Annotated in this window: 18 protein-coding genes and 1 pseudogene; 13 read left to right on the forward strand and 6 right to left on the reverse strand. The window is 69.4% G+C overall.

The features are described 5' to 3' along the window. Window positions 1–18: 18 nt before the first annotated feature. The 6 genes from xylA (at window position 19) to PQB87_RS35490 (ending at window position 7,182) form a co-directional block, all read left to right on the forward strand. Window positions 19–1,341, forward strand: coding sequence for a xylose isomerase (gene xylA / locus PQB87_RS35465; protein WP_489244966.1), 1,323 nt, complete (start codon window positions 19–21; stop codon window positions 1,339–1,341). Window positions 1,342–1,345: 4 nt separating this feature from the next. Beyond that, window positions 1,346–2,824, forward strand: coding sequence for a xylulokinase (xylB, locus tag PQB87_RS35470; RefSeq protein WP_489244968.1), 1,479 nt, complete (start codon window positions 1,346–1,348; stop codon window positions 2,822–2,824). A gap of 109 nt (window positions 2,825–2,933) precedes the next feature. Next, window positions 2,934–3,962 carry a D-xylose ABC transporter substrate-binding protein gene (gene xylF, locus PQB87_RS35475; protein ID WP_489244970.1) on the forward strand — a complete coding sequence of 343 codons (1,029 nt, stop codon included), beginning with the start codon at window positions 2,934–2,936 and terminating at the stop codon, window positions 3,960–3,962. Between the two features lie 60 nt (window positions 3,963–4,022). After that, a complete protein-coding gene (gene xylG, locus PQB87_RS35480) occupies window positions 4,023–5,582 on the forward strand; it encodes a D-xylose ABC transporter ATP-binding protein (protein ID WP_060372528.1) in 1,560 nt (519 codons plus the stop codon). Beyond that, window positions 5,579–6,814: a sugar ABC transporter permease gene (locus tag PQB87_RS35485; RefSeq protein WP_059686195.1), complete on the forward strand. Its 1,236-nt coding sequence runs from the start codon at window positions 5,579–5,581 to the stop codon at window positions 6,812–6,814. Before xylG ends, PQB87_RS35485 begins: the two co-directional genes overlap by 4 nt. Window positions 6,815–6,852: 38 nt before the next feature. After that, a complete protein-coding gene (locus tag PQB87_RS35490; protein ID WP_059686194.1) occupies window positions 6,853–7,182 on the forward strand; it encodes a hypothetical protein in 330 nt (109 codons plus the stop codon). 189 nt (window positions 7,183–7,371) lie between these two features. Here PQB87_RS35490 and PQB87_RS35495 read toward each other — a convergent pair whose 3' ends face one another. After that, complete coding sequence (locus PQB87_RS35495) at window positions 7,372–8,328, reverse strand: mannuronate-specific alginate lyase (RefSeq protein ID WP_489244973.1); 957 nt, start codon at window positions 8,326–8,328, stop codon at window positions 7,372–7,374. 193 nt (window positions 8,329–8,521) lie between these two features. On the opposite strand from PQB87_RS35495, the gene PQB87_RS35500 reads away from it, so the two are divergent. The 6 genes from PQB87_RS35500 (at window position 8,522) to PQB87_RS35525 (ending at window position 15,480) form a co-directional block, all read left to right on the forward strand. Continuing rightward, window positions 8,522–10,018 (forward strand): sensor histidine kinase, encoded by a 1,497-nt coding sequence (locus tag PQB87_RS35500; RefSeq protein ID WP_489244975.1) that lies wholly within the window; start codon window positions 8,522–8,524, stop codon window positions 10,016–10,018. Next, complete coding sequence (locus PQB87_RS35505; protein WP_489244977.1) at window positions 10,000–11,385, forward strand: sigma-54-dependent transcriptional regulator; 1,386 nt, start codon at window positions 10,000–10,002, stop codon at window positions 11,383–11,385. Before PQB87_RS35500 ends, PQB87_RS35505 begins: the two co-directional genes overlap by 19 nt. A 168-nt stretch (window positions 11,386–11,553) precedes the next feature. Next, the gene (locus tag PQB87_RS35510; RefSeq protein WP_489244978.1) at window positions 11,554–12,324 is read left to right on the forward strand and encodes a hypothetical protein; all 771 of its coding nucleotides are present in this window, start codon (window positions 11,554–11,556) and stop codon (window positions 12,322–12,324) included. Window positions 12,325–12,364: 40 nt separating this feature from the next. Next, window positions 12,365–12,910, forward strand: coding sequence for a hypothetical protein (locus tag PQB87_RS35515; RefSeq protein ID WP_021163229.1), 546 nt, complete (start codon window positions 12,365–12,367; stop codon window positions 12,908–12,910). A 13-nt stretch (window positions 12,911–12,923) separates the two neighbouring features. Next, window positions 12,924–14,189 carry an MFS transporter gene (locus PQB87_RS35520; RefSeq protein WP_111939616.1) on the forward strand — a complete coding sequence of 422 codons (1,266 nt, stop codon included), beginning with the start codon at window positions 12,924–12,926 and terminating at the stop codon, window positions 14,187–14,189. Window positions 14,190–14,226: 37 nt separating this feature from the next. Next, on the forward strand, window positions 14,227–15,480 hold the full coding sequence (locus tag PQB87_RS35525) for an arsenic transporter (RefSeq protein ID WP_059686181.1): 1,254 nt from the start codon (window positions 14,227–14,229) through the stop codon (window positions 15,478–15,480). A gap of 36 nt (window positions 15,481–15,516) precedes the next feature. On the opposite strand, the gene PQB87_RS35530 is transcribed toward PQB87_RS35525, so the two are convergent. Both PQB87_RS35530 and PQB87_RS35535 read right to left on the reverse strand, forming a co-directional pair. Further along, window positions 15,517–17,622: a TonB-dependent siderophore receptor gene (locus PQB87_RS35530; protein WP_233345082.1), complete on the reverse strand. Its 2,106-nt coding sequence runs from the start codon at window positions 17,620–17,622 to the stop codon at window positions 15,517–15,519. Between the two features lie 476 nt (window positions 17,623–18,098). Continuing rightward, window positions 18,099–19,685 carry a methyl-accepting chemotaxis protein gene (locus PQB87_RS35535; RefSeq protein ID WP_489244980.1) on the reverse strand — a complete coding sequence of 529 codons (1,587 nt, stop codon included), beginning with the start codon at window positions 19,683–19,685 and terminating at the stop codon, window positions 18,099–18,101. 291 nt (window positions 19,686–19,976) lie between these two features. On the opposite strand from PQB87_RS35535, the pseudogene PQB87_RS35540 reads away from it, so the two are divergent. Then, window positions 19,977–20,951: pseudogene (locus PQB87_RS35540) on the forward strand (methyl-accepting chemotaxis protein); the annotation flags it as partial. Between the two features lie 186 nt (window positions 20,952–21,137). Here the strand turns inward: PQB87_RS35540 and PQB87_RS35545 are convergent. The 3 genes from PQB87_RS35545 to PQB87_RS35555 all read right to left on the reverse strand — a co-directional run bounded on the left by PQB87_RS35545 (window position 21,138) and on the right by PQB87_RS35555 (window position 25,356). After that, window positions 21,138–22,316: a fumarylacetoacetate hydrolase family protein gene (locus PQB87_RS35545; RefSeq protein WP_489244982.1), complete on the reverse strand. Its 1,179-nt coding sequence runs from the start codon at window positions 22,314–22,316 to the stop codon at window positions 21,138–21,140. Window positions 22,317–22,347: 31 nt separating this feature from the next. Next, complete coding sequence (locus tag PQB87_RS35550) at window positions 22,348–24,129, reverse strand: IlvD/Edd family dehydratase (protein ID WP_048027410.1); 1,782 nt, start codon at window positions 24,127–24,129, stop codon at window positions 22,348–22,350. Between the two features lie 189 nt (window positions 24,130–24,318). Beyond that, window positions 24,319–25,356, reverse strand: coding sequence for a LacI family DNA-binding transcriptional regulator (locus PQB87_RS35555; protein ID WP_174392705.1), 1,038 nt, complete (start codon window positions 25,354–25,356; stop codon window positions 24,319–24,321). Window positions 25,357–25,401 lie beyond the last annotated feature (45 nt).

A 25,401-nucleotide genomic window follows, 5' to 3' on the forward strand; every position in this document is an offset into this window, starting at 1 on the left:
AAACCGGACGGAGACGCCATGTCGTATTTCGAACAGATTCCCGCGATTCGCTACGAAGGTCCGCAATCGGACAACCCGCTTGCCTACCGCCATTACGACCGCACGAAGCAGGTGCTCGGCAAGACGCTCGAGGAACACTTGCGCATCGCGGTGTGCTACTGGCATACGTTCGTGTGGCCGGGGCACGACATCTTCGGCCAGGGCGCGTTCCGGCGGCCGTGGCAGCAGCCGGGCGACCCGCTCGAGCGGGCGCGGCAGAAGGCGGATGCGGCGTTCGCGTTCTTCACGAAGCTCGGCACGCCGTTCTATACGTTCCACGACACCGACGTCGCGCCGGAAGGCGACAGCCTGCGCGAGTACGTCGAGAATTTCGCGCGGATGACGGACTACCTGGGCGAGCGTCAGCAGGCCACGGGCGTGCGGCTGCTGTGGGGCACCGCGAACCTGTTCTCGCATCCGCGCTTCGCGGCGGGCGCGGCGACCAACCCGAATCCCGACGTGTTCGCGTGGGCGGCGACCCAGGTGCGCCACGCGCTCGACGCGACGCACCGGCTCGGCGGCGAGAACTACGTGCTGTGGGGCGGCCGCGAAGGCTACGAGACGCTGCTCAATACCGATCTCGTGCGCGAGCGCGAGCAGTTCGCGCGCTTCCTGTCGATGGTCGTCGAGCACAAGCACCGGATCGGTTTCAAGGGTGCGCTGCTGATCGAGCCGAAGCCGCAGGAGCCGACCAAGCACCAGTACGACTACGACGTCGCGACCGTGCACGGTTTTCTCACGCAATTCGGATTGCAGAACGAGATCCGCGTGAACATCGAGGCGAACCACGCGACGCTCGCCGGCCATTCGTTCCATCACGAGATCGCGAACGCGTTCGCGCTCAGCGTGTTCGGCAGCGTCGACGCGAATCGCGGCGATCCGCAGAACGGCTGGGACACCGACCAGTTCCCGAACAGCGTCGAGGAGCTGACCCTCGCGTTCTACGAGATCCTGCGCCACGGCGGCTTCACCACCGGCGGCATGAACTTCGACGCGAAGGTGCGGCGCCAGAGCGTCGATCCGGAAGACCTGTTCCACGGCCATGTGGGCGCGATCGACGTGCTCGCGCTCGCGCTCGAGCGCGCCGCCGTGCTGGTCGCGAACGACCGGCTCGACGCGCTGCGCCGGCAGCGCTACGCGCAGTGGGACAGCGCGTTCGGCCGCGAGATCCTGTCGGGCGGCTACACGCTGGAATCGCTCGCCGCCGACGCGCTCGCGCGCGGCGTGAACCCGCAGCATGCGAGCGGCGGGCAGGAGCGGCTCGAGAACATCGTGAACCAGGCCATCTACGGGCTGCGCTGACGCCATGTACATCGGAGTCGACCTCGGTACGTCGGGCGTGAAGGCCGTGCTGCTCGACCGCGACGGCGCGGTGCGGGCCAGCGCGAGCCGGCCGCTGGCGGTGAGCCGGCCGCGGCCGCGCTGGTCCGAACAGGCGCCGCGCGACTGGTGGGACGCGGCGTGCGGCGCGCTGGCGGCGCTCGTCGCCGATGCGCGCGCGGCCGGCATCGATCCGCGCACCATCGATGCGCTCGGCCTGACCGGGCAGATGCACGGTGCGACGCTGCTCGATGCGCGCGGCGACGTGCTGCGCTCCGCGATCCTGTGGAACGACGGCCGCGCGGATGCGGAGTGCGCGGAACTCGAGCGGCTCGCGCCCACGCTGCGCGCCGTCGCCGGCAATCTCGCGATGCCGGGTTTTACCGCGCCGAAGCTGCTGTGGGTGCACCGGCACGAGCCGGACGTATTCGCGCGGATCGCCCATGTGCTGCTGCCGAAGGATTATCTGCGCTACCGGTTGACCGGCGCGTTCGCGACCGATCCGTCGGATGCGGCCGGCACGCTGTGGCTCGATGTCGCGAAGCGCGATTACGACGACACGCTGCTCGCCGCATGCGGGCTCTCGCGCGCGCAGATGCCCGCCGTGTTCGAGGGCAACCGCATCACCGGCACGCTGCTGCCGGCCGTTGCACGCGCGCTCGGGTTGCGCGAGATCCCGGTCGTCGCGGGCGGCGGCGACAACGCGGCCGGCGCGGTGGGTGTCGGGATCGTGCAGCCCGGCGATGCGCTGCTGTCGCTCGGTACGTCGGGCGTCTACTTCGCGGTGTCGGACGGTTTCCGCGCGAATCCCGAATCGGCGGTTCACAGTTTCTGTCACGCGTTGCCGCGCACATGGCACCTGATGTCGGTGATGCTGAACGCGGCCGGCTGCGTCGATTTCACCTCGCAACTGGCCGGCTACGACGGCGTTGCCGCGCTGCTCGCCGACGCGGAAGCGAACGCACGCGCGGAGCGCCCGTGGTTCCTGCCTTACCTGAGCGGCGAGCGCACGCCGCACAACGACGTGAATGCGAAGGGCGTGTTCTACGGGATGACGCCCGATACGCGGCGCGCGGATCTCGCGAACGCGACGCTCGAAGGCGTCGGCTTCGCGCTGCTCGACGGGATCGACGCGCTGCATGCGGCCGGGCTTGCGCCCGACGGCATCACGGTGATCGGCGGCGGCTCGCGCAGCGCGTACTGGACGCAGATGCTGGCCGACCTGAGCGGCCGCGCGCTGACCTTGCGCGCGGGCGGCGAAGTCGGCCCGGCGCTCGGCGCCGCGCGGCTCGCGCATCTCGCGCTCGAACCGGATGCGCCGCTCGACGCGGTGTGCCCGCAGCCGCCCGTCGTCGCGGTACGGGAGCCCGACATGGCGCGCCACGCGTGGTATCGCGACGCGCGGCGGCCGACGTTTCGCGCGCTGTATCGGGCGCTCGAACCGGTGTTTGCGACAGGCGCGTGACGGGCGTGTGACAGGCCGCACGAAGCGGTGGCAAGACGATGGGCGACCGGCTTTGGCGGCTGCCCGGCGTTCGTGGAGTAGTCCAATAAAGAGAGGAATGGAGACAGACATGAAATCCGTAACGCGTCGTACCGTATTGAATGCACTGGCCGGCGCCGCCGCGCTGGCGGTTCTCGCGCTGGGCGCCCCGCTCGCGCATGCGAGCAAGGACAAGCCTGAAATCGGCTTCTGCATCGACGACCTGCGCGTCGAGCGCTGGTCGCGCGACCGCGACTATTTCGTGGCCGCCGCGACGAAGCTCGGCGCGAAGGTGTCCGTGCAGTCCGCGGACGCGAGCGAGGAGCGGCAGATCTCGCAGATCGAGAACCTGATCTCGCGCGGCGTGGACGTGATCGTGATCGTCCCGTTCAACTCGAAGACGCTCGGCAACGTGGTCGCCGAAGCGCGCAAGGCCGGCATCAAGGTGGTGTCGTACGACCGGCTGATCCTCGACGCCGACGTCGATGCCTACATCTCGTTCGACAACGAGAAGGTCGGCGAACTGCAGGCGCAGGGCGTCGTCGACGCGAAGCCGAAGGGCAACTATTTCCTGCTCGGCGGCGCGCCGACCGACAACAACGCGAAGATGCTGCGCGAAGGGCAGCTGAAGGTGCTGAAGCCGGCGATCGATCGCGGCGACATCAAGGTCGTCGGCCAGCAGTGGGTGCCGGAGTGGAGCGCGTCGACCGCGCTGCGGATCGTCGAGGATGCGCTGACCGCGAACAACAACAAGATCGACGCGATCGTCGCGTCGAACGACGGCACCGCGGGCGGCGCGATCCAGGCGCTCGCCGCGCAGCACCTGGCCGGCAAGGTGCCGGTGTCCGGGCAGGACGCGGATCTCGCGGCGGTCAAGCGCGTGATCGCCGGCACGCAGACGATGACCGTCTACAAGCCGCTCAAGCTGATCGCGAGCGAAGCGGCGAAACTCGCGGTGGATCTCGCGAAGGGCACGAAACCGGCGTTCAACGCGCAATACGACAACGGCAAGAAGAAGGTCGACACGGTGCTGCTGCAGCCGACGCTGTTGACCAAGCGCAACGTCGACGTCGTCGTGAAGGACGGCTTCTATACCCAGGCGCAGCTGGCGAGCCAGTAACGGCGCGGCGCGCGGGCGGCCCACCGGTGCGTCCGCGCGCACACTGCGAGGCATGAGCGAATGACCGAACCCTTGCTGACGATGCGCGGCATCGTCAAGGAATTCGACGGCGTGAAGGCGCTCGACGGCATCGACCTGGTGGTGCGGCCGGGCGAATGCGTGGGGCTGTGCGGCGAGAACGGCGCGGGCAAATCGACGCTGATGAAAGTGCTGTCGGGCGTGTATCCGCACGGCACGTGGGAGGGCGAGATCCGCTGGGAGGGCGCGCCGCTCGTCGCGTCCGGCGTGCGCGACACCGAGCGTGCGGGCATCGTGATCATCCACCAGGAACTGATGCTCGTGCCCGAGCTGTCGGTGGCCGAGAACATCTTTCTCGGCAACGAGATCACGCTGCCGGGCGGGCGCATGAACTATGCGGCGATGGTGCAGCGTGCCGAGGCACTGCTGCACGAACTGCGGATCGACTCGATCAACGTCGCGCAGCCGGTGATGAACTACGGCGGCGGCCACCAGCAGCTGATCGAGATCGCGAAGGCGCTGAACAAGCGCGCGAAGCTGCTGATCCTCGACGAACCTTCGTCGTCGCTGAGCGCGTCCGAAACGCGCATCCTGCTCGACATCGTGCGCGACCTGAAGCGCCGCGGCGTCGCGTGCGTGTACATCTCGCACAAGCTCGACGAGGTCGAGGCGGTGTGCGACACGGTGACGGTGATCCGCGACGGCCGCCATGTCGCGACCGAGCCGATGCGCGCGCTGACGACCGACCGGATCATCGCGATGATGGTCGGCCGCGAGATTCGCGATCTGTATCCGCGCGAGCCGCACGAGATCGGCGACGTCGTGCTGGAAGCGCGCCACGTCACCTGCCGCGACGTGACGAACCCGCGCCGCAAGCGGGTGGACGACGTGTCGTTCAGCGTGCGGCGCGGCGAGATCCTCGGTGTCGCGGGGCTCGTCGGCGCGGGTCGTACCGAGCTGATGCAGGCGATCTTCGGCGCGTATCCGGGCGCGAGCACGGCGACCGTGCTGATGAACGGCCGGCCGCTGTCGATCCGCACGCCCGCCGATGCGATCCGCGCCGGCATCGCGATGGTGCCCGAGGACCGCAAGCGCCACGGCATCGTGCCGCAGCTCGGTGTCGGCCACAACATCACGCTGACGGTGCTGCGGCGCTTCGCGGCGCGCGGCCGGATCGACGCGGCCGCCGAGCTGGACGCGATCCGCACCGAGATGCAGCGGCTGTCGGTGCGTGCCGCGCATCCGTTCCTGCCGATCGCGAGCCTGTCCGGCGGCAACCAGCAGAAGGCCGTGCTCGCGAAGATGCTGCTGGCCGAGCCGCAGGTGCTGATTCTCGACGAGCCGACACGCGGCGTCGACGTGGGCGCGAAAGCGGAGATCTACCGCCTCGTGTTCGCGCTCGCGAAGCGCGGCGTCGCGCTGATCGTCGTGTCGTCGGAAATGCCCGAGGTGCTCGGGCTCGCCGATCGCGTGCTGGTGATCGGCGAAGGCGAGCTGCGCGGCGACTTCGTCAACGACGGCCTGACACAGGAACAGATCCTCGGCGCCGCGCTGAAATCCGGCCGGCGGCCGACCGAACCCACCGCAACGAGTGCGACATGAATTCCGAACTTTCTTCCTCCACCCCGGCGACGCAGGACGCGGATGCGCGCCGTTCAAGCGGCCACGAAGCAGGGCACCCGGCCGGGCGCTCGACCGGCAGCCAGCTTCGCCAGGTCTTCGTGCGCTACAAGATCCTCGCGCTGCTGCTCGCGGTCGCGGCGATCTGGGCGTTCTTCTCGGTGCTGACCGACGGCGCGTTCGTCACGCCGCGCAACGTGTCGAACCTGCTGCGGCAGATGTCGATCACCGGCATGCTCGCGTGCGGGATGGTGTTCGTGATCATCGCAGGCGAGATCGACCTGTCGGTCGGCTCGCTGCTCGGGCTGCTCGGCGGCGTCGCGGCGATCCTCGACGTGAACCGCCACTGGCCCGTCGCCGCGACGGTCCCGGCGGTGCTCGCGCTCGGTGTGCTGATCGGGCTTTTCAACGGCTGGTGGTCGACCTACCGGCGCGTGCCGTCGTTCATCGTCGGGCTCGGCGGGATGCTCGCGTTTCGCGGAATCCTGCTCGGCGTGACGGGCGGCTCGACGATCGCCCCGGTGTCCGACGGCTTCGTGTTCCTCGGGCAGGGCTACCTGCCGCGCGTGGCCGGCGATGGCCTCGCGCTGCTGCTGTTCGCGCTCGTCGCGCTGCTGGTCGTGCGCCAGCGCGGCACGCGGCGTCGCTACCGGCTCGCGGTCGCGCCGCTGTGGCAGGACGCCGTCAAGATCGTGGGCGCGGGGGCCGTGCTGTTCGCGTTCGTCGCGACGCTCGACCGCTACGGCGGCATCCCGGTGCCGGTGCTGTTGCTGCTCGCGCTGCTCGGCGTGTTCTCGTGGATCGCGACGCAGACCGTGTTCGGCCGGCGCATTTATGCGGTGGGCTCGAATCTCGAGGCGACGCGGTTGTCCGGCGTCGATACCGACCGCGTGAAGCTCGCGATCTTCGCGCTGATGGGGCTGATGTGCGCGTTCGCGGGCATCGTGAACACCGCGCGGCTCGCGGCCGGTTCGCCGTCGGCGGGCACGATGGGCGAACTCGACGCGATCGCCGCGTGCTTCATCGGCGGCACGTCGATGCGCGGCGGCTCGGGCACCGTGTACGGCGCGCTGATCGGCGCGCTCGTGATGGCGAGCCTCGACAACGGCATGTCGATGCTCGACGTCGACGCGTACTGGCAGATGATCGTCAAGGGCGCGGTGCTGGTGCTCGCGGTGTGGATCGACGTGGTGTCGCGGTCGAACCGGCGGTGAGGCGTCGCGCCCTGGCCGCCCGTCAACGGGAGGTGGACATGAAACGGAACACGGTACCGATGCGCGGGATCGCCATGCTGACGGCGTCGCCGCTCGCGACGCCGGCCGTCGAATACGATCGCGGGGCCGCGCTCGGCCTGGGCGATCCGCGCGACCGCCGGATCATCGCGGATGCGCTGCGCACGTTGTTGCGCGAGCGCTCGGAAGCGCTCGCGTTCGCGATGCGCGTGGCGGACGAGCACGATCGTCCGAGGCCGGATGCGAACGATTTCGCGCTGACCGACATCATCCGGCTCGCGCGCATCGTCGAGCGCGCGGAGCGATACGGCGACGCGATGAACGAGCCCGTCCCGGGCGCTGCGCGCTGATACGTGAATGGCCAGGCCTGGCCGGCACGCCGTTCGCGCGAGGCTGCGCGAGGTCGTGCGTCGCCCGAACAATTTCGTACTGGAAAGCGGCTGAAACGGGCGTCGACACGATCCGTGATCATGGCCCGGCGCGTTTCGCCGTCGCGGCGGTTCGCGACGGCAAAACCTCCCGAACGCGCGCGGCGACCGTTACGGCAGCGGTGCACCCCACACCGCGGTCACGTCGCCGCCGAGCCGCCATTCGCTGAACGGGCGGCGCGGCGCGATGATCGCCGGCAGGCGGCGATCGCCGAAGCGCGCATAGTACGGCTCGACCCAGCTCAGCTCGTCGCGGAACGTCCACGGGAACAGGTCCTGCCTGACCGGCGTGATCGTCCTGAAACTGTCGGGATTCTCCACCGCGTCGATCACGAGGTTGGCGAGGCGGCCGATCGCGCCGCCGTTCTCGCGGTACAGGTCGATCTTGCGCCGTTGCACGAGTTCCGCCGCGAACACGAGCGGCAGCAGCGCGAAGGTGTGATAGTGCAGCGCGCGGTTGCCGCGTTTGACCTCACGCGCGAGCGAACCGTCGGTGGCGATGTCGCGGATTCCTTCGCGTACCCGCAGCAGGCCGGAATCGATCAGGCTCGCGTTGTCGGTCACGGTGCCGATGGCGATCAGGTCGAGGCCCGCCCAATACACGAGGTTGTTGTGCAGGTGGTTGATCGCTTCCGAATCGCGGGTGGCGATCGCGATGCGTTCGAGCCACGGGTCGATTGCGTTGAACTGCGCACGGTTCGCTTCGCGCATGCCGCGCGGCATGCGCAGGATCACCATCGCGAAGTCGGTGCCGGCCCACGAACGCTCGTCATACCCTTGATAACCGGATATCTTGCCCATCAGCGCATCCGCTTGCGCCCAGCTGTCGAGCAGGGTCAGCGCGCACGACCAGTCGGCGTGTTCCGCCGCCGCGTTCAGCTTCGCGATGAAATCGCGCATCGGCTTCACGTCGCGCGCGTAGCCGGTCGGGTCGTCGTAATAGCCGGGCGGATCGATCGTCCGCACCGGCGCGGGCACGTCGCATGCGCGGCTGGCGGACGCGGCGCCGAGCAGCGCGCCGACGGCGAACAACGCGACCGATAGCCTTCGGAAAGAAAGGGCGCGCATGCGGTCCTCGAGGGGGAGGGTTGGAGGCGTCGAGCCGGAGGCAGTCTAGCGGTTCGATCTTTCAGCGGCCTTTCCCGATGGCGGCCGCTGCCGTCCGGCGCGATGGCCTGCCCGATCCGGCAGGCCGGCGGCGCGGATCCCGGCGTCGTATGCTTTACGTTATCCTGTCGCCCTCGACCGCCTGCCCGATCCGATGAAGCGTCCGCCGTTTTCCACTCAACTCGTCATGCTCTGGGCGCTCGTCGCGACGCTCTGCGCGACGCTCGTCGCGGTCGTCTGGGTGATGGCCAGTTCCGCCGAAGGGCAGCAGATCGCCGGCGCGCGGGCCGCTGGTGAAGCGGCCTGCGAAGCGGTCGCGTCGCGCTACGATGCGTCCGCGCCGGCCGGCGCGCAGCCCGATTCGGCGCTGATGCATGCGATTCTCGATATTGTTCTGGCGCGCGCGCCGGACATGGAAGGCGGTTTCTGGACGGCCGGCGGCGCACCCGCGGCGAGCGGTTTTCTCGCGTATTCCTTTCCGACTTATCAAGGCAGCGGCATCAAGCGCGACGTGCCGGACGCGGAAACGCCGCTGATTCTCCGCACGCTGCGCGCGGCCGCCGCGACGCGTGCCACGACGTCGAATGCCGTCGAGGGCGCGCAGGATGCCGTGATCGCGGCGGCGTGTCCGGTCCGCGCCGGATCGGGCCTGTTCGTCTGGATGCTGACGCGCGCCCGCCCGCCGCTCGGCCGGCACGGCGAGCTGCTGGCGACGGGCCTTGCCGGCGTGCTCGCGGTGATTCTCGCGATCGCGGCGGCGCTCGCGATCGCGCTGCGGCGCTGGAAGGGCAATCTCGCGCGGATCGAAGCCGGGTTGGCGCCCGACGGCCGCGCACCGCACCTGCCGTATGTCGGCGAGCCCGATCTCGACCGGATCATCGATGCGTTCAACACGCATGCGCGGCGCGCCGAGCAACTGCAACAGCAGGCCGCCGAACTCCGCACGCGGCTCGCGCAGGCGGAACGCTTCGGGATGCTCGGCAAACTGGCCGCGCAGGTCGCGCACGAGATTCGCAACCCGATGGGCGCGATGCGGCTGAAAGCCGAAAACGCGCTGGCCGGCGACAGCCGACGGCAGCAGGACGCGCTGCGCGTGATCCTGGCGCAGATCGAACGCATCGATGCGCAACTGTCGGGCCTGCTCGCGCTGACGCAGCCGGTCAGCCCGCATGCGACGCGCGTCGACGTCGACGCGTGGCTCGCGCAGGTCGTCGACACGCACCGCGAGCTCGCGCAGCGGCAGGCGATCGATCTCGCATGGCTGCCCGGCGAGCAGGGCGAACGCCTTGCGCAGCCCGCCGCGTTCCCCATGTTCGATCCCGACCAGATGCGTCGCGCGCTCGACAACCTGTTGCTCAACGCGCTGCGCCATGCCGGCGACGGCGGTGCGGTCACGCTCGCCGCCGCGCGTCGCACGTTCGCCGGACGCGACTGGCTGCGGATCACCGTGTCGGATACCGGACCCGGGGTTCCCGCCGAACAGCGCGAGCGGATTTTCGAGCCGTTCGTGACGGGGCGGGCGGACGGTACCGGCCTCGGTCTTGCCGTCGTCCGTGAAGTGGCCGCGGCGCATGGCGGCCAGGCGTGGCTCGACGACGCCCCGCGCGGCGCATCCTTCGTCATTGAAATCCCATGGCAACCATCCTCATAGTCGACGACGACGCGGCATTTCGCGACGGCCTGGCCGAGACGCTCGCCGATCTCGGTCATCGGGTCGTCGAAGCCGGAGCCGGGCGCGCGGCGTTGAGCGCGCTGCGCGACGGCGGCCGCGTCGACTGCATCTTTCTGGATTTCCGCTTGCCCGACCTGGACGGGCTCGCGGTGCTCGCGCAGCTGCGCGACGATCCCGCGCTGGCCGCGATCCCGGTCGTGATGCTGACCGCGCATGCGACCAGCGACAACACGATCGACGCGATGCGACTCGGCGCGTTCGATCACCTGACCAAGCCGATCGGGCGTCGCGACATCGCGCAACTGCTCGCGCGCATCGTTTCCGCGAACGCGCCGCCGGCGGCCGTCGAGCCGCACGGCGGCGGGTTTGCGCGCGAACCCGCGTCGGCCCGCCCCCGGCTGCTGGGCGTGAGCGCCGCGATGCGCGACGTGCAGAAGCAGATCGGCCGGGCCGCGACGAGCGACGCGACCGTGCTCGTCACCGGCGAGACGGGCACCGGCAAGGAAGTGGCGGCGCGCGTGCTGCATGCCGCGTCGATGCGGCATGCCGGGCCGTTCGTCGCGGTCAACTGCGCGGCGATTCCGGCCGACCTGCTCGAAAGCGAACTGTTCGGGCATCGACGCGGCGCGTTTACGGGGGCGCACGTCGATCGCGCCGGGCGGCTCGTCGAGGCCGACGGCGGCACGCTGTTTCTCGACGAGATCGGCGACATGCCCACGGCCATGCAGGCCAAGCTGTTGCGCGCGCTGCAGGAGCGCGAGGTGACGCCGCTCGGTGCGGATCGTCCGACGGCGATCGACATCCGGGTGGTGGCCGCGACGCATCGCGATCTCGCCGAGGCCGTCGCGACCGGCACGTTTCGCGAAGACCTGTTCTACCGGCTGAACGTGATTCCGCTGCACCTGCCGCCGCTCGCGGATCGCGTGGCCGACATCCTGCCGCTGGCCGCGCATTTCCTGGCGTGCGCGGCAGGCGCGCGCCCGTTGCACCTGACGAACGACGCACAGCGGGCGTTGCTCGATCATCGCTGGCCCGGCAACGTGCGTGAGCTGCGCAACGTGATGGAGCGGGCGGCCGCGCTGGCGCCCGGGCCGGCCATCGGCGCGGCCGATCTCGGGCTCGGCGTCGTGGCGGTGCCGGCACCCGGCGACGACGCGCTTGCGCTGCCCGCGCCGCTGTTCGACATGCCGTTGCCCGACGCGCTGGCGGCGGTCGAGCGCGCCGCGATCCTGCGCGCGCTCGAGCGCGCGAACGGCAATCGCGCGGAGGCGGCACGGCAGCTCGGCATCGGCCGTCAGTCGCTCTATGCGCGCATGGCCCATCTGGGCATCGAGCGCGACGACTAGCGGCGCCATGACGCCTGTCGGGATTCCCGACAACGGCGGGTAAAACGTGTCGGGAATCCCGACACGTGTTGCACGGTTCATCGTTCGATACACGGCCCGGCGGGCACATGCGTGCTGGCACGCGTGTTGCAGATATCACGGCATCGCAACCCGTTGCCGGAGCCCGCCATGAAGTCGACCCCACGCGCCGCGCGTTCGCGGCCGCCGCGCCGCGTCGCCGTGCGCCGCAGCTGTGCCGGACTGTGCGCCGCCGCGCTGATCGCCGCGGCGACCGCCTGCGCCGCGCAGGTTCCACCCCCGCCGCGTGCGGACGAACCGCCCGGTGCGCCGCCGCGCGCCGGTTTCGAACCGGCTCCTCTTCCGCCTCCGCCGCTGTCGCCCGTCGCCTCCGACACACTCGTGTCCGGCACGCTTTCGCGCCTGACGATCAACCCGGAAGGCGCGGTCGACGGTTTCGTGCTGACCGACGGGACGCTCGTCGGCGTGCCGCCGCATCTCGGCACGCAGCTGATCGCGCTCGCGCGGCCGGGCGACCGGGTAACGGTGGCCGGCGAACGTCGCGTCGGCGACGACATCCACGCGCGCGTCGTGCGCAACGACCGCAGCGGCGCATCGTTGTCCGACCAGCCGCCGCCATCCGCCGCGCCGATGCCGCCCGCGCTGCGCGGCGTCAATCTGGCCCGCCTCAGCGTGTCGGGTGTCGTGCGGCGCGTCATGCGCGCACCGCGCGGCGAGCCGGACGGCGTGATGCTCGACAGCGGCGCGATCGTCAAGCTGACGGTGCCGGCCGCCCAGCAGTTCGGCGCGCTGCTCGTACCCGGCGCGCGCGTTGCCGCGGTCGGATACGGCACGCGCAATGCCTACGGCGAAGCGCTGCAGGCCACCGCGTTCGGCTCGCCGGGCCGCGTCGTGAATCTTTATGACGACGTCGTGCGCTGATCGCGCGTCGTCTTCCTGCCATCCCACAAGGAGTCCTGCCATGCACTGGATCGATCCCGCCTGCCTGCCCGAAACGCGTGGCCGCGTCACACAGTTCCTGCTCAACCCGCACGGGGACATCGACGGCCTGATCCTGAACGGCGACCTGCAGGTTCACGTGCCGCCGCACCTGGGCCGCGAACTGGTTCGCCATGTCGAGGTGGGCGACCGCATCCGCGTGCGCGGCGTCAAGTCGCGCGGCGCCGCGATGATCGTGGCGGTGCAGCTGACCGGGCGCCACGGCGTCGACATCGTCGACAACGGGCCCGTGCCCGGTGCGCCTAAGCCGCCGCATGGCGGCCGCAAGCTGATGGAGATGAGCGGCGAAGTCGCGTTCGCGCTGCACGGCCCGAAAGGCGAGCTGAACGGCGCGTTGCTGACGAACGGTGTCGTGCTGCGGATGCCGCCGCATGCGGCAGCCGAGCTGAGCGACTATCTGCGCGCCGGTATCCACGTCATGGCGTGGGGGCAAGGCGTCGTCACGCGGTACGGCGCGGTGCTCGAAGTGAGCGAGATCGCCGAGCTCGTCGATGTGGACGACGAATGACTGCCCGTCGACGATGAGAGCGGCGCGCGCGCTCGAGGCGCTCAATTTCTTCCTGGCCGACGTGCAGGCCGGCATCGGCCCGTTCGTCGGCGTGATCCTGCTGTCGCGCGGCTGGAGCGCCGACGCGATCGGCTCGGTCATGACGCTGGCCGGGCTCGCCGCGATGGCCGCGACGCCGCCGGCCGGCGCGCTCGTCGATGCGCTGCGCGCGAAGCGCGCGCTGATTGTCACGGCCACCGCCGTGACGGCGCTGGCCTCGCTGGCGCTGATGTTCGCCGACGGTTATCCGGCGGTGGCGGCGTCGCAGATCCTGGCCGCCGTCGGCGGCGCGGCGCTGGCGCCGGCCGTCGCGGGCGTGACGCTCGGCATCGCGCGCCGGCAGGGTTTCGACCGGCAGTTCGGCCGCAACCAGATGGCGAACCATGCGGGCAACGTGGTCGGCGCGGCGCTCGCCGGATGGCTCGGCTGGCATGCGGGATTCGACGCGGTGTTCGCGCTCGTCGCCGTGTTCACGCTCCTCGCGATCGCGAGTACGTTGGCGATTCCCGCACGGGCCATCGACCACGCGTGCGCACGCGGCCTCGACAGGGACCCTGTCGAGCCGCGAACGCATGCCGTGCGCGATGATCCGCCCATGGGCGCGTCGGCGCCGCCCGCCGGCGGCTTGCGCACGCTCGTCTCGAACCGGCCGCTGGTCCTGCTCGGCGCGTCGCTCGCGCTGTTTCATCTCGGCAACGCGGCGATGCTGCCGCTCTACGGAATGGGCGTGGTCGCCACGCATCGCAGCAACGCGAGCATGTTCACCGCGCAAACCATCGTCATCGCACAGCTCGTGATGATCGCGGCCGCATGGGTCGCGCCCCGGCTAATTCGCGCGCACGGTTATTGGCGCGTGCTGCTGCTTTCCTACCTGGTGTTGCCGGTGAGGGGCGTGCTTGCCGCCGTGCTGATGAGCGAGGCGGGCGTCTGGCCGGTGCAGGTGCTCGACGGCATCGGTGCCGGCCTGCAAAGCGTCGTCGTGCCGGCGCTGGTCGTGCGCCTGCTGCACGGCTCCGGCCGCGTGAACGCCGGGCAGGGCGCCGTCGCGACCGCGCAGGGGATCGGCGCGGCGCTCAGTCCCGTGCTGGGCGGCGTGCTCGCGCAGCACTTCGGTTATCCGGTCGCATTCGTCGTGCTGGGCGCCGTGTCGACGGGCGCGCTCGCGCTCTGGCTCGGCCATGCGCGAGCGCTGAGCAGCGTGTGCGGCAAGCCGGCCGACCTGCCGGCCGCGTCGTCCTGAACGTGCTTTCCTTCTCCCTGCGATTCCCGACCTGCCCATGAATTCCGTTTCGCTTGCATGGCTGATTTCCGCGCTCGCCACGGCGGGCGTCATCGCCCGCCCGTTCGGCTGGCCCGAGGCAACCTGGGCCGTGAGCGGCGCGTTGCTGCTGGTCGTGTGCGGCCTGTTGCCCGTGCATCCGGCGCTCGATGCCGTCGCGAAGGGCGGCGACGTGTACCTGTTCCTGACCGGCATGATGCTGCTGTCCGAGGTCGCGCGGCGCGAAGGACTGTTCGACTGGGTCGCGACGCGCGTCGTCAATCTCGCGCAGGGTTCGCCCCGGCGCCTGTTCGCGCTCGTCTACCTGGTGGGCACCGTGACGACGGTCTTCCTGTCGAACGATGCGACCGCCGTCGTGCTGACGCCCGCGGTCATCGCGGCCGCGCGCCGGGCGAAGGCCGATCCGCTGCCGCTGCTGTACATCTGCGCGTTCGTCGCGAACGCGGCGAGTTTCGTGCTGCCGATCTCGAACCCCGCGAATCTCGTGCTGTACGGCGCGCGCATGCCGTCGCTCGGCGTATGGCTCGCCCACTTCGCGATCCCGTCCGTCGCATCGATCGCATGCACGTTCCTGATGCTTCGGATGACTCAGCGGCACGCGCTCGGCGGCCGGTGCGAATCCGGTTTGCCGACGCGGTCGCTCACCGGCGGCGGGCGTATCGCGCTGGCCGGCATCGCGATCACGGCCGCCGCGCTGATGACGGTGTCGGCGCTCGATCTTCCGCTCGGATTGCCGACCGCGGCGGCGGGGATCGTCACCGTCGCATGCGTGCTGGTCAAGGATCGCACCGCATGCGTGCCGATCGTTCGCGCGATTTCATGGAGCGTGTTGCCGCTCGTCGCGGGGCTGTTCGTACTCGTCGAGGCGCTCGACCGGAGCGGAGCGGTGCGTGCGCTCGCCGGGCTGCTGCGCGCGCTGACGGCAAGCGGCGAGCAGACCGCCGCGGCCGCGGCGGGCGTTGCGATCGCGCTGGCGTCGAACCTGGTCAACAACCTGCCTGCCGGGCTCATCGCGAGTTCGACGGTCGACGCCGCGCGCAGCCCGCAAACGGTGATCGACGCGATCCTGATCGGCGTCGATCTGGGGCCGAACCTGTCCGTCACCGGATCGCTCGCGACGATTCTGTGGCTCGCGGCCATCCGGCGTGAAGGGTTGCAGGTCGGGTTCGGCGCGTTCCTCGCGGTCGGCGCGTGCGTGATGTTGCCGGCCTTGCTGCTCGCGCTGGCGGCGCGGCTCGTGCTCGGCGCGTGAAGCGCATGAAGCACAGCGCAGGCCGGCCAACCCCGGCTAGAACGTATAGGCGAGAGACGCGAACAGGCTGCGCGGCGCGCCCGGCGTGACCCACAAGTTGTTGTAGGAGCTGACGTAGGTGGTGCGATTGAACAGGTTGTTCAGCACGACCGACGCACGCAGGTGCTTGTTGACCTGCACATAGCCGTTCAACTGCACGGTCGCATAGGCCGGCAGCTCGAACCCGTCCTGCGTGTTCGCGGTATTGCCGGCCCGGCGCCCGACGTAGATCAGGCCGGCGCCGGCACCGGCCTTGTCCGCGAACGGTACTGCGGTTTCGTACAGGAGCAGCGCGCTGCCGCTCAGGCGCGGAATGTCGACGAGGCGTGCGCCGGGTGTCAGCACCGCGTCGTGCGTGACTTCGGCGTCGACATACGCAAGGTTGACGAGGCCGCGCACGCCGTGGCCGAGATCGCCGTTCCATTCGAATTCGACGCCGCGGCTGCGCACCTCGCCGGCCGCGCGCGAGAAGCCGGCGTTCGCCGGATCGGCGGTCAGCACGTTGCGCTTGTTGACGTAGAACGCCGCGACGGTCGCGAGCCAGCGCGCGCCGGCCCATTTCGCGCCGGCTTCGTAGCCGTGCCCCTTCTCCGGATCGAACGCGCGGCCGTCGACGTCGGCGCCGTTGTTCGGCCGGAACGAATACGCGGTGTTCGCATAGAGCGACAGGGCGGGGCTCATCTCGTACACGATGCCGATGCGCGGACTCAACGCGGTCTGCACCTGGCTGCTCGTCGTGCCTTTCAGGCGGTTCTCGACCGACTGGTGGAAGCGATCCCAGCGCAGCCCGGCGAGGATTTTCCAGTGCGGCCCGAACGCGAGCGTGTCCTGCGCGTAGAGCCCCTGGCCGTCGTCGCGCTCGAGCAGGTTGGTCGCGGTGCGCGGCGTGGGCGCCGGCTGGCCGTAGACGGGATCGAAGATGTCGATCGCATACGGCGCGGCGGCCGTGGGCGTCGAGCGCGCGACGAACTGGTCGTAGTTGAAGCGGTACGCATCGACGCCCAGCACGAGCGTGTGGCCGATGCCGCCGGTGCGGAACTTGCCGGCCGTTTCGATGCGGCCCTGCAGGTCGTTCGAATGAAACGCGACTTGCCGGTAGCGGCGCCACAGCGTGCGGCCGTCCGGCTGCAGCGCGAATGCCTCGGACGAGCGGCCGGACAGGTCGGTGGTGCGCTGCGCGAACCCGGCGTTGACCGACCAGTTCGCATCGACGCGATGCTCGAGCGTGAACTGATGGCCCGTGTTGCGCACGTCGTAGTCGCCGTCGCGCGGCTCGCCGAGGAAGCGCGATGCCGGAATCGCACCGAGCTGCCCGCCCACCGCGACCACGCCGCGATCGAGCGGCGCGCGCTGGCGCGCACTCTCGAATTCGTAATGAAGCGTCGTGTCGGCGCCGATGTCCCACGTGAACGACGGCGCGAACAGGTAGCGTTTGCTCGACACCGTATCGCGGAAGCTGCCGTTGTTCTCGTTCATCGCGACGAAGCGGTATGCGAGCGACTTCGTCACGGGCCCGGTCGAATCGAGCGTCTCGCGTAATGCGCCGTAGCTGCCGGCCGACACGCCGACGGTGTTCGCGCGCGCGAACTGCGGCTGCTTCGTCGTGTAGCTGATGAGCCCGCCCGGATCGCCGCGCCCGTACAGCGCCGACGCGGGCCCCTTGAGCACTTCCATGCGCTCGAGGTTGGCGGTGTCGCGCGGCACGCTGATCCCGCGATTCCACGAAAAGCCGTTGACGAGGTAGTCGGTGCCGGACGTGTTGCCGTCGCCGGCGAAGCCGCGCACCGCGTAGTTGTCCCAAAGACCGCCGAAGTTGTTCTGCCGCGCGACGCCCGCGACCCAGTCGTACAGGTCCTCGCCGCGCGTCGCCGCGACCGTGCGCACGAGTTTCGCATCGACGCTGCTGACCGCGAACGGGATCTCCATCACGTCCGCGTCGCCGCGCGTCGCGCTCGTCGAGTCACGTGTGCGAAACGGCGCGCTCGCGCGCTGCCCCGAGATCTCGATGGTCGGCAGCGTCGCCTCCTGCGCGTCGGCCGTGCCCACGCCGGCCGCGCCGACGACGATGGCCATCGGTGCGGCCGCCCAGTTCTTCCTGCTCATACCTCTCCCTTTCGTGTCGTTCGCGTTCGGGCACGGCGGGCGGCCTTGCGCCGACATCGGTGTTCCAAACAGTACATTTGCGCGGCAATTTAATGCAAATGAGAGGCATTTGCAATCGTAATTTTGAGGATTGGTACGGGGAGCGAAACGGTGGGGCGCACGGATGCGAGCGAGGGGATGGGTGGATTTCCTGAAATGCCGAACGGCGGGGAAAACAAACCATGGCGTGGTGACGGCCGGATAGCGCTTTCGTCACGCCTGCGCGAGAAATATGAGTGAAATCATGCGACCGCGTGCGCAATCGGACAGCGAAGGAGAAGCCGCGATGGAAACCCGCATGAGCGAGCCGGCGATCGGCGAAATCGGCCGCGACGATCATCTCTCCGACCTGGAGAAGGGCTTGCTCGCCGAGACGCGCGCACGGGCGCTGGAACTCTGTGTCGAGGTGAGCCGGCGGCAGGGCGGCGGGCGCCGACCTACACGCCGGCCATGCGCGCGTCGAGCCGGAACAACGAGACGGCCTCGGCAAGCCGGTTTCCCTGTTCCTCGAGCGACTTCGAGGCGGCGGCCGCCTGCTCGACGAGCGCCGCATTCTGCTGGGTGACCCCGTCCATTTGCGTAATGGCGAGATTGACCTGCTCGATGCCGCGGCTCTGTTCGCTCGACGCCGCGGCGATCTCGCCCATGATGTCGGTCACGCGCGAGATCGCATGCGTGACCTCGCTCATCGTATCGCCCGCGTTGTTCGCGATATGCGAGCCATCCTCGATTTTCCGGACCGATTGCGAGATCAGTTCGCGAATTTCCTTCGCGGCGCTCGACGAACGCTGCGCAAGACTTCTGACTTCGCTTGCCACCACCGCGAAGCCACGGCCCTGTTCGCCGGCGCGGGCGGCCTCCACGGCCGCGTTGAGCGCGAGGATGTTGGTCTGGAACGCGATCCCTTCGATGATCCCGGTGATTTCGGCGATCTTGGCGGAGCTCGCGCTGATGTCGGTCATCGTGTCGACCATCAGGCCGACCGCCGAGCTGCCGCGCTGCGCGACCTCCGATGCGTTGTTGGCCAGGCCGCTCGCCTGTTGCGCATTGTCGGCGTTCAGGCGCACGGTTGAGGTCAGTTGCTCCATGCTCGACGCGGTTTCCTGCAACGACGCGGCCTGCTGTTCGGTGCGGCACGACAGGTCCTGGTTGCCGGACGCGATTTCGCCGGCGCCGGTCGCTACGTTGCCCGATGCGGTACGGACTTCCGAGATCAGGCGGATCAGGTTCGCCTGCATGTCGCGCATCGAAGCCAGTACGCTGCCGGCCGGCGCGGCGCCGGTGGTGGCTTCGACGCCGAGATTGCCGGCGGCGATATGGCCGGCGATCTCGCTGAGCACGGCAGGCTCCGTGCCCAGCGAGCGCAGCAGGCCGCGGGTGATGAAGAGGCCCGCGAGCGCGGCCGCGGCGGCGGCGGCGATGCAGATCGCGATCAGCATCAGGCGTCGCGAGGTATAACGGTCGTCCGATTCCTTCACCAGTTGGGCGGCCCGCGCGCGCGAGTACGTCGCATACGTGTCGGTGGCCGCGACGAGCTGGGCCAGCAGCGGTCGGCACTGTTCGTTGATCATCGTGATCGCCTGATCGCGCCGGTTGTTCGCCGCCGCGTCGACGATGGCGCGCGCCACGGGGCCGTACTGCGCCTCGACCGCCCCGATTTGCCGAACCAGTTCGCGCGCCTTGCCGGATGCGCCGCTGCCCTCGCGGACCGCATTCGTCAGTTCACCCATCAGCGCGCCGACTTCGCGGTCGGCCTGCAGCGCCGCTTCCTTCTCGATGTCCGCGTCGCGCGGGCTGGCCGCGAGAACCTGGTTGCGGGCGGCGATCGCGCGCCGGTCGACCGCGAAGCGAATCTTGTCGGCCAGGTTCGCGCGGGCGTTGGTGCCGTTGACATAGTCGTCGAATGCCGCGTTCGCGTTGCCGAGCGAGACGATGCCGACGACGGAGACGAGCACGACCGTACACGTAAGAAGTCCGAAAGACATGGTCAGCTTCGTGCGAACGGTTAATCGTCGATCGTTCATGGGAGGAATCCGGTTGTGGTTATCAAATAGATTTCCTGATTAACGGAATGGTGAAAGAAAGGTTTAGGGCCGGCGCTGCGGGGCAATCGTTTGCGGGTTGCCTGTCGTCAAAATAAATCCGACCGCGATCCGCATTCGTCACGCTGAGCCGGAGAACGGCGCTGTTTTCGCCCGCCGTGCCGTTAAACGGATCAGGTTCGCCTTGTTCAGCGATCCCATTTCAATCACGCGGTAACGGAGACCGAAGTCATCATGCTGTCATCAATTCGCGCACGGATACTTGCGACGTGTGTCGCCATCATCGCGGCGGCGCTGGTCGGCGCGATGACGAACGCGGCCTTCAAGCACATCCTGATAGTGCGCGACGCGCTCACGGACGTCTCGAGCGGCAACGGCGATCTGACGAAGCGCCTGCCGGCCGACGGCGCGGACGAAGCCGCGCAGATCGCGAGAGCGTTCAACGCGTTCGCCGAGAAGATCAGTACGATCCTGCGGCAGATCCGCGATTTCAGCACGTCCGTGAACCTTGCGAGCGCCGAGATCGCGCAGGGCAACCAGGATCTGTCGGCCCGCACCGAACACGCGGCGTCGAGCCTGCAGGAAACGGCCGCCGCGCTCGAGGAGATCGCCGGCACGGCCCGCAACCCGGCCGATGCGGCGAGCCAGGTGAACCGTCTGGCGGAATCGGCGTCGGACGTCGCGCTGCGGGGCGGCACGGTCGTGCGCGACGTCGTGTCGACGATGAACGACATCACGCAGGCGTCGGCGGAGATCGCCAACATCGTCGGCGTGATCGACGGCATCGCGTTCCAGACCAACATTCTCGCGTTGAACGCCGCCGTCGAGGCGGCCCGCGCGAACGAGCACGGCCGCGGCTTCGCGGTCGTCGCCGGGGAAGTGCGTGCGCTCGCGCAGCGCAGCGCGCAGGCCGCGCGGGAAATCAAGCAGCTGATCTACTCGTCGGTCGAGAAGATCGAGGGCGGCTCCGGGCTCGTGCAGACGGCCGGTGCGACGATGGACGAAATCGTCGACGGCGTGCGCAACATCACGAGCGTGATCGCCGAAATCAGCGTCGCCGCGAAGGAGCAGAGCACGGGGCTCGAGCAGGTGAATCAGGCGGTGTCGCAGCTCGACGATACGACGCAGCAGAACGCGGCGCTGGTCGAGCAATCGGCGGCTGCCGCGACGTCGCTGCGCGAGCAGGCGGCCCGGCTCGCGCAGACGGTCGGCGAGTTCAGGCTCGCGGAGCGCGCGGTGGCGGCGTGACGGTTCGCGTGACGGGGCCGGCGGGCCCCGGTTTCATGCGGCGCGGCGAAGCCAGTCCGGCTGGCGCACCCGCCGACGACGGGCGGGATTTCGTTCGTATCCTGCACCGGTCCGCTGTACGTCGCCCACGCCGTGGCTGACTGCGATCGATCACCCGTGGGGAGGCCGGTGTTGCTGCCGTTCCGCTCAGGCAAGCAGCCCGCGTGCCGCCAGATTCGCATACAGCGCGCGCACGCCGAAGGTCCACGGTGCGATCTCCGTGCAAAGCCGCACGGTGTTGACGAGTGCGCCGAGCGCGGGCGTGGAGATCGTGACGCGGTCGCCGAGGTGATGCGTGAATCCGCCGCCGGGCGCGTCGCGATCCTGGATCGGCGAGAACATCGTGCCGAGGAACAGCATGAAGCCGTCCGGATACTGGTGATGCGCGCCGCAGGTCTGTGCGACGAGGTCGGCCGGGTCGCGGCTGATCTCGCGCATGTGGCTGATGCCGTCGAGTACGAAGCCGTCGTCCGCGCCTTCGACGCGCAGCGACACGCTGCATGCCCGCACGCTGTCGAGCGTGAAGCCGTCGTCGAACAGCCGCACGAACGGGCCGATCGCGCACGAGCCGTTGTTGTCCTTGCATTTGCCGAGCAGCAGCGCCGAACGGCCTTCGATGTCGCGCAGGTTCACGTCGTTGCCGAGCGTCGCGCCCACCGGCCTGCCGTCACGGGCGACCGCCAGCACGATCTCCGGTTCCGGGTTGTTCCACACCGACACGGGCAGCAGCCCGACGTCCGCGCCGAAGCCGACCGCCGACATCGGCTGCGCCTTGGAGAACACCTCCGCATCCGGGCCGATGCCGACTTCCATGTATTGCGACCACGCGCCGCGGCGTTCGAGCTCCGCCTTCAGGCGCAGCGCGGCTTCCGAGCCCGGCACGATCTTCGATAGATCGGTGCCGATGGTCGCGGCGATGGTGTCGCGTACCTCGCGCGCTTTGGCCGGATCGCCGCCCGCCTGTTCCTCGATCACGCGCTCGATCAGGCTGACCGCAAAGGTCACGCCGCACGCCTTGATCGCCTGCACGTCGCACGGCGCGAGCAGGTGCGTCGCGCCCGGCGTGCCGTCCAGCGCGGCCTGCAACAACGGCTCGACACGGCCGAGCGAATCGCCGGCAGCGGTGCGCGCGATGGCGGCTGCATCGGGGCGATCGAACAGGTCGGCGGTGGTCGGCACGGTGCGCGTGATGTCGAACACTTCGCCGCCGCGCACGGCGACGACGCTCGGGCCCGCGTGGGCGCCGTCGTGCCGCCAGACGCGGCCGATCAGCAGCGCGTGGTCGAGGTCGTGCGGCAGGCAATCGGAAACGGAAGGCGTATGCATGGTCAGCTCGGCAAGAGTCGGGGGCGGTGGGTCAGTGCGAATGGCGCGGGTTGCCGCGCTGCTCGATCACCTTCAGGTACAGCGTGGCCGGTTCGAGGCAGCCGCCGGTGGACAGCTGGCCGACGAACCGGCGATAGAGTTCCTGCCACGGCGTTTGCGCCTGCGGCACGGTGAAGCTTTCGGTTTCGCGGCGGCGCGCGAGTTCGTCCTCGTCGACGAGCACGTCGACGCTGCGGCGATTCAGGTCCACGCGCACGCGATCGTTCGTGCGCAGCAGCGCGAGGCCGCCGCCGACCGCCGCTTCCGGCGACATGTTCAGGATCGACGGGCTGGCCGATGTGCCGCTCTGGCGTCCGTCACCCATGCACGGCAGCGACGTCACGCCGCGCTTCACCAGTTCGGCAGGCGGCGCCATGTTCACGACTTCGGAACTGCCCGGGTAGCCGACCGTGCCGCAGCCGCGGATCACGAGGATGCAGCGCTCGTCGATGTTCAGCGCGGGATCGTTGATGCGCGCGTGATAGTCCTCGGGGCCGTCGAACACGATCGCGCGCGCCTCGAACGTATTCTCCGCGCCCGGCTCGGACAGGTAGGTGCGGCGGAACGCGTCGCCCACCACCGACATCTTCATGATCGCGCTGTCGAAGAAGTTGCCCGACAGCACCATGAAGCCGGCGCCATGCTTGAGCGGCGCGTCGGGCGTGCGGATCACGTCGCGGTCGGCGTCCTGCGCGGTGTCGGCGATCTCGCCGATCGCACGGCCCGATACGGTCAGGCAGTCGCGCCTCAGCAGCCCGGCCGAATCGAGCTGGCGCAGCACGGCGGGCACGCCGCCGGCGCGGTGGAAGCTCTCGCCGAGGTAGTCGCCGGCCGGCATGCAGTTGACGAGCAGCGGCACCGATTCACCCAGGCGCTGCCAGTCGTCCAGGCTCAGTTCGACGCCCATGTGGCGCGCAATCGCGATCAGGTGCGGCGGGCAGTTGGTCGATGCGCCCAGCGCGGACGCGACGACGATCGCATTCTCGAATGCCGCGCGCGTCATGATTGTCGACGGGCGCAGGTCTTCGCGAACGAGCTCGACCGCGCGCTTGCCGGTCGCGTAAGCCATCTGGCCGCGCTCGCGATAGGCGGCGGGAATGCTCGCGCAGCCGGGCAGCGACATGCCCAGCGCCTCGGCGAGGCTGTTCATCGACAGCGCGGTGCCCATGGTGTTGCAATGGCCGATCGACGGCGACGAGGCCGTGGTCAGCTGCATGAAGCCTTCGTAGTCGATCTCGCCCGCCGCGAGCAGGTTGCGCGCATGCCAGATCACCGTGCCCGATCCGACCCGCTTGCCCTCGTGCCAGCCGTCGAGCATCGGGCCGCCCGACAGCACGATCGCGGGCATGTCGACGGTGGCAGCCGCCATCAGGCACGCGGGCGTGGTTTTGTCGCAGCCGGTCGTCAGCACCACACCGTCCAGCGGAAAGCCGTGCAGCACTTCCACCAGCCCGAGGTACGCGAGATTGCGGTCGAGCGCGGCGGTGGGCCGGCGGCTTTGCTCGGCGAGCGGATGCACGGGGAACTCCATCGGAATGCCGCCCGCGTCGCGGATGCCCGCCTTGGTGCGTTCGGCCAGCTCGATGTGATGGCGGTTGCACGGCGCGAGATCGCTGCCCGTCTGCGCGATGCCGATAATGGGGCGGCCCGACTGCAGTTCCTCGCGCGTCAACCCGTAGTTCATGAAGCGCTCGACATAGAGTGCCGTCATGTCCGCGTGCGCGGGGTCGTCGAACCATTCCTGGCTGCGCAGGCGGCGAGGGGTGTGTGACATGGCAGGCTGTCTCCTGAGGGGCTTTTTTCATTCTGCATGCCGGATGGTACCGGTAACATCGTTTGGATGTTAGCACGGGTTTTTTGCGCAGCGGAAGGGATTTCGTGCGCGCGTGGCGAAGGTGATGAGGGCAGGGGGCGGTACGAAGCCGCGCGCGTGGCGGTCGGGATGCGTGCGGCCGTCGGCCCGTCAGGCGCTTTCCCGCGCGATGATCGTGTAGTCGATACGGATGCTTTTCGATTCGGTCCGCTCGCCGCCGTCACGCGCTTGCAGCGCCGCCAGCAACGCTTCGCCCGTGCGCAGCCCGATGCCGTACGCGTCGACCGAGACGGTCGTGATGGTCGGATGGCAGCAGGTCGCCACTTCGAAGTTCCCGAAGCCGGCTACGGCGATGTCGGCCGGCACGGCGAGCCCGCGCCGGTGACACTCCATGATCGCGCCGAACGCCGACATGTCGCTCACGCACATCACCGCGTCGGTATCCGGCCATTGCTCCAGCAGCGCGGCCATCGCCGGCCCGCCGTGGCTCATCGTGATCGGCGATTCGCCCAGCCGCACGACGCGCGGTTCGCCCAGCCCCTGCGCCTTGATCTCCGCCTGGTAGCCCTTGAGCCGGTCCAGGCCGCGGCGATCCAGTTCGCTCGCGCCGACCAGAAAGCCGATGCGCCGGTAACCGCGCTCGGCCAGGTGGCGCACCATCGCACGGGCGGCGCGCACGTTCGAGAAGCCGACGGCGGTGTCGATCGGGCGCGTGGGCAGGTCCCACATCTCGACCACTGGAATTGCCGAGCGCTCCAATACCTTGCGCGTCGCATCGGTGTGCTGCGACCCCGTCAGCGCGATGCAGCGCGGCTGGTGTCGCAGCATCGACCGCACGAGCCGTTCTTCCCGTTCGAGGTCGTAGTCGGTATCGCCGAGCAGCAATTGCAAACCATGCGGCTCGAGCGCATCGGTCAGGCCGCGCACGGTGTCCGAGAAGTTGGAACTCGACAGCGACGGCACCAGCACCGCGACGAATTCCGAGCGCCCCGACGACAGCGCACCGGCAGCGGCATCCGCCACGTAGCCGAGCTGGTCGATGGCCTCGCAGACCCGTGCGCGCGTCTCGGCGGCCACGCTGTGGCCGGCGAGCACGCGCGACACCGTCATCTTCGATACGCCGGCGAGGCGCGCTACGTCGGACATGCGTGGCGGCCCGGCGGGCCGGACGGCGGTGGGACTGGGCATCGGAATCGCGATCGGGAGAAGGCCGGAAAGGCTACATCATACCGG

The sequence above is a fragment of the Burkholderia sp. KL41 genome, assembly GCF_057005415.2.

Coding starts and splice junctions, on each gene's coding strand:
- xylA (WP_489244966.1), top strand. CDS start 19: ATGTCGTATTTCGAACAGATTCCCGCGATTCGCTACGAAGGTCCGCAA.
- xylB (WP_489244968.1), top strand. CDS start 1,346: ATGTACATCGGAGTCGACCTCGGTACGTCGGGCGTGAAGGCCGTGCTG.
- xylF (WP_489244970.1), top strand. CDS start 2,934: ATGAAATCCGTAACGCGTCGTACCGTATTGAATGCACTGGCCGGCGCC.
- xylG (WP_060372528.1), top strand. CDS start 4,023: ATGACCGAACCCTTGCTGACGATGCGCGGCATCGTCAAGGAATTCGAC.
- PQB87_RS35485 (WP_059686195.1), top strand. CDS start 5,579: ATGAATTCCGAACTTTCTTCCTCCACCCCGGCGACGCAGGACGCGGAT.
- PQB87_RS35490 (WP_059686194.1), top strand. CDS start 6,853: ATGAAACGGAACACGGTACCGATGCGCGGGATCGCCATGCTGACGGCG.
- PQB87_RS35495 (WP_489244973.1), bottom strand. CDS start 8,328: ATGCGCGCCCTTTCTTTCCGAAGGCTATCGGTCGCGTTGTTCGCCGTC.
- PQB87_RS35500 (WP_489244975.1), top strand. CDS start 8,522: ATGAAGCGTCCGCCGTTTTCCACTCAACTCGTCATGCTCTGGGCGCTC.
- PQB87_RS35505 (WP_489244977.1), top strand. CDS start 10,000: ATGGCAACCATCCTCATAGTCGACGACGACGCGGCATTTCGCGACGGC.
- PQB87_RS35510 (WP_489244978.1), top strand. CDS start 11,554: ATGAAGTCGACCCCACGCGCCGCGCGTTCGCGGCCGCCGCGCCGCGTC.
- PQB87_RS35515 (WP_021163229.1), top strand. CDS start 12,365: ATGCACTGGATCGATCCCGCCTGCCTGCCCGAAACGCGTGGCCGCGTC.
- PQB87_RS35520 (WP_111939616.1), top strand. CDS start 12,924: ATGAGAGCGGCGCGCGCGCTCGAGGCGCTCAATTTCTTCCTGGCCGAC.
- PQB87_RS35525 (WP_059686181.1), top strand. CDS start 14,227: ATGAATTCCGTTTCGCTTGCATGGCTGATTTCCGCGCTCGCCACGGCG.
- PQB87_RS35530 (WP_233345082.1), bottom strand. CDS start 17,622: ATGAGCAGGAAGAACTGGGCGGCCGCACCGATGGCCATCGTCGTCGGC.
- PQB87_RS35535 (WP_489244980.1), bottom strand. CDS start 19,685: ATGAACGATCGACGATTAACCGTTCGCACGAAGCTGACCATGTCTTTC.
- PQB87_RS35545 (WP_489244982.1), bottom strand. CDS start 22,316: ATGCATACGCCTTCCGTTTCCGATTGCCTGCCGCACGACCTCGACCAC.
- PQB87_RS35550 (WP_048027410.1), bottom strand. CDS start 24,129: ATGTCACACACCCCTCGCCGCCTGCGCAGCCAGGAATGGTTCGACGAC.
- PQB87_RS35555 (WP_174392705.1), bottom strand. CDS start 25,356: ATGCCCAGTCCCACCGCCGTCCGGCCCGCCGGGCCGCCACGCATGTCC.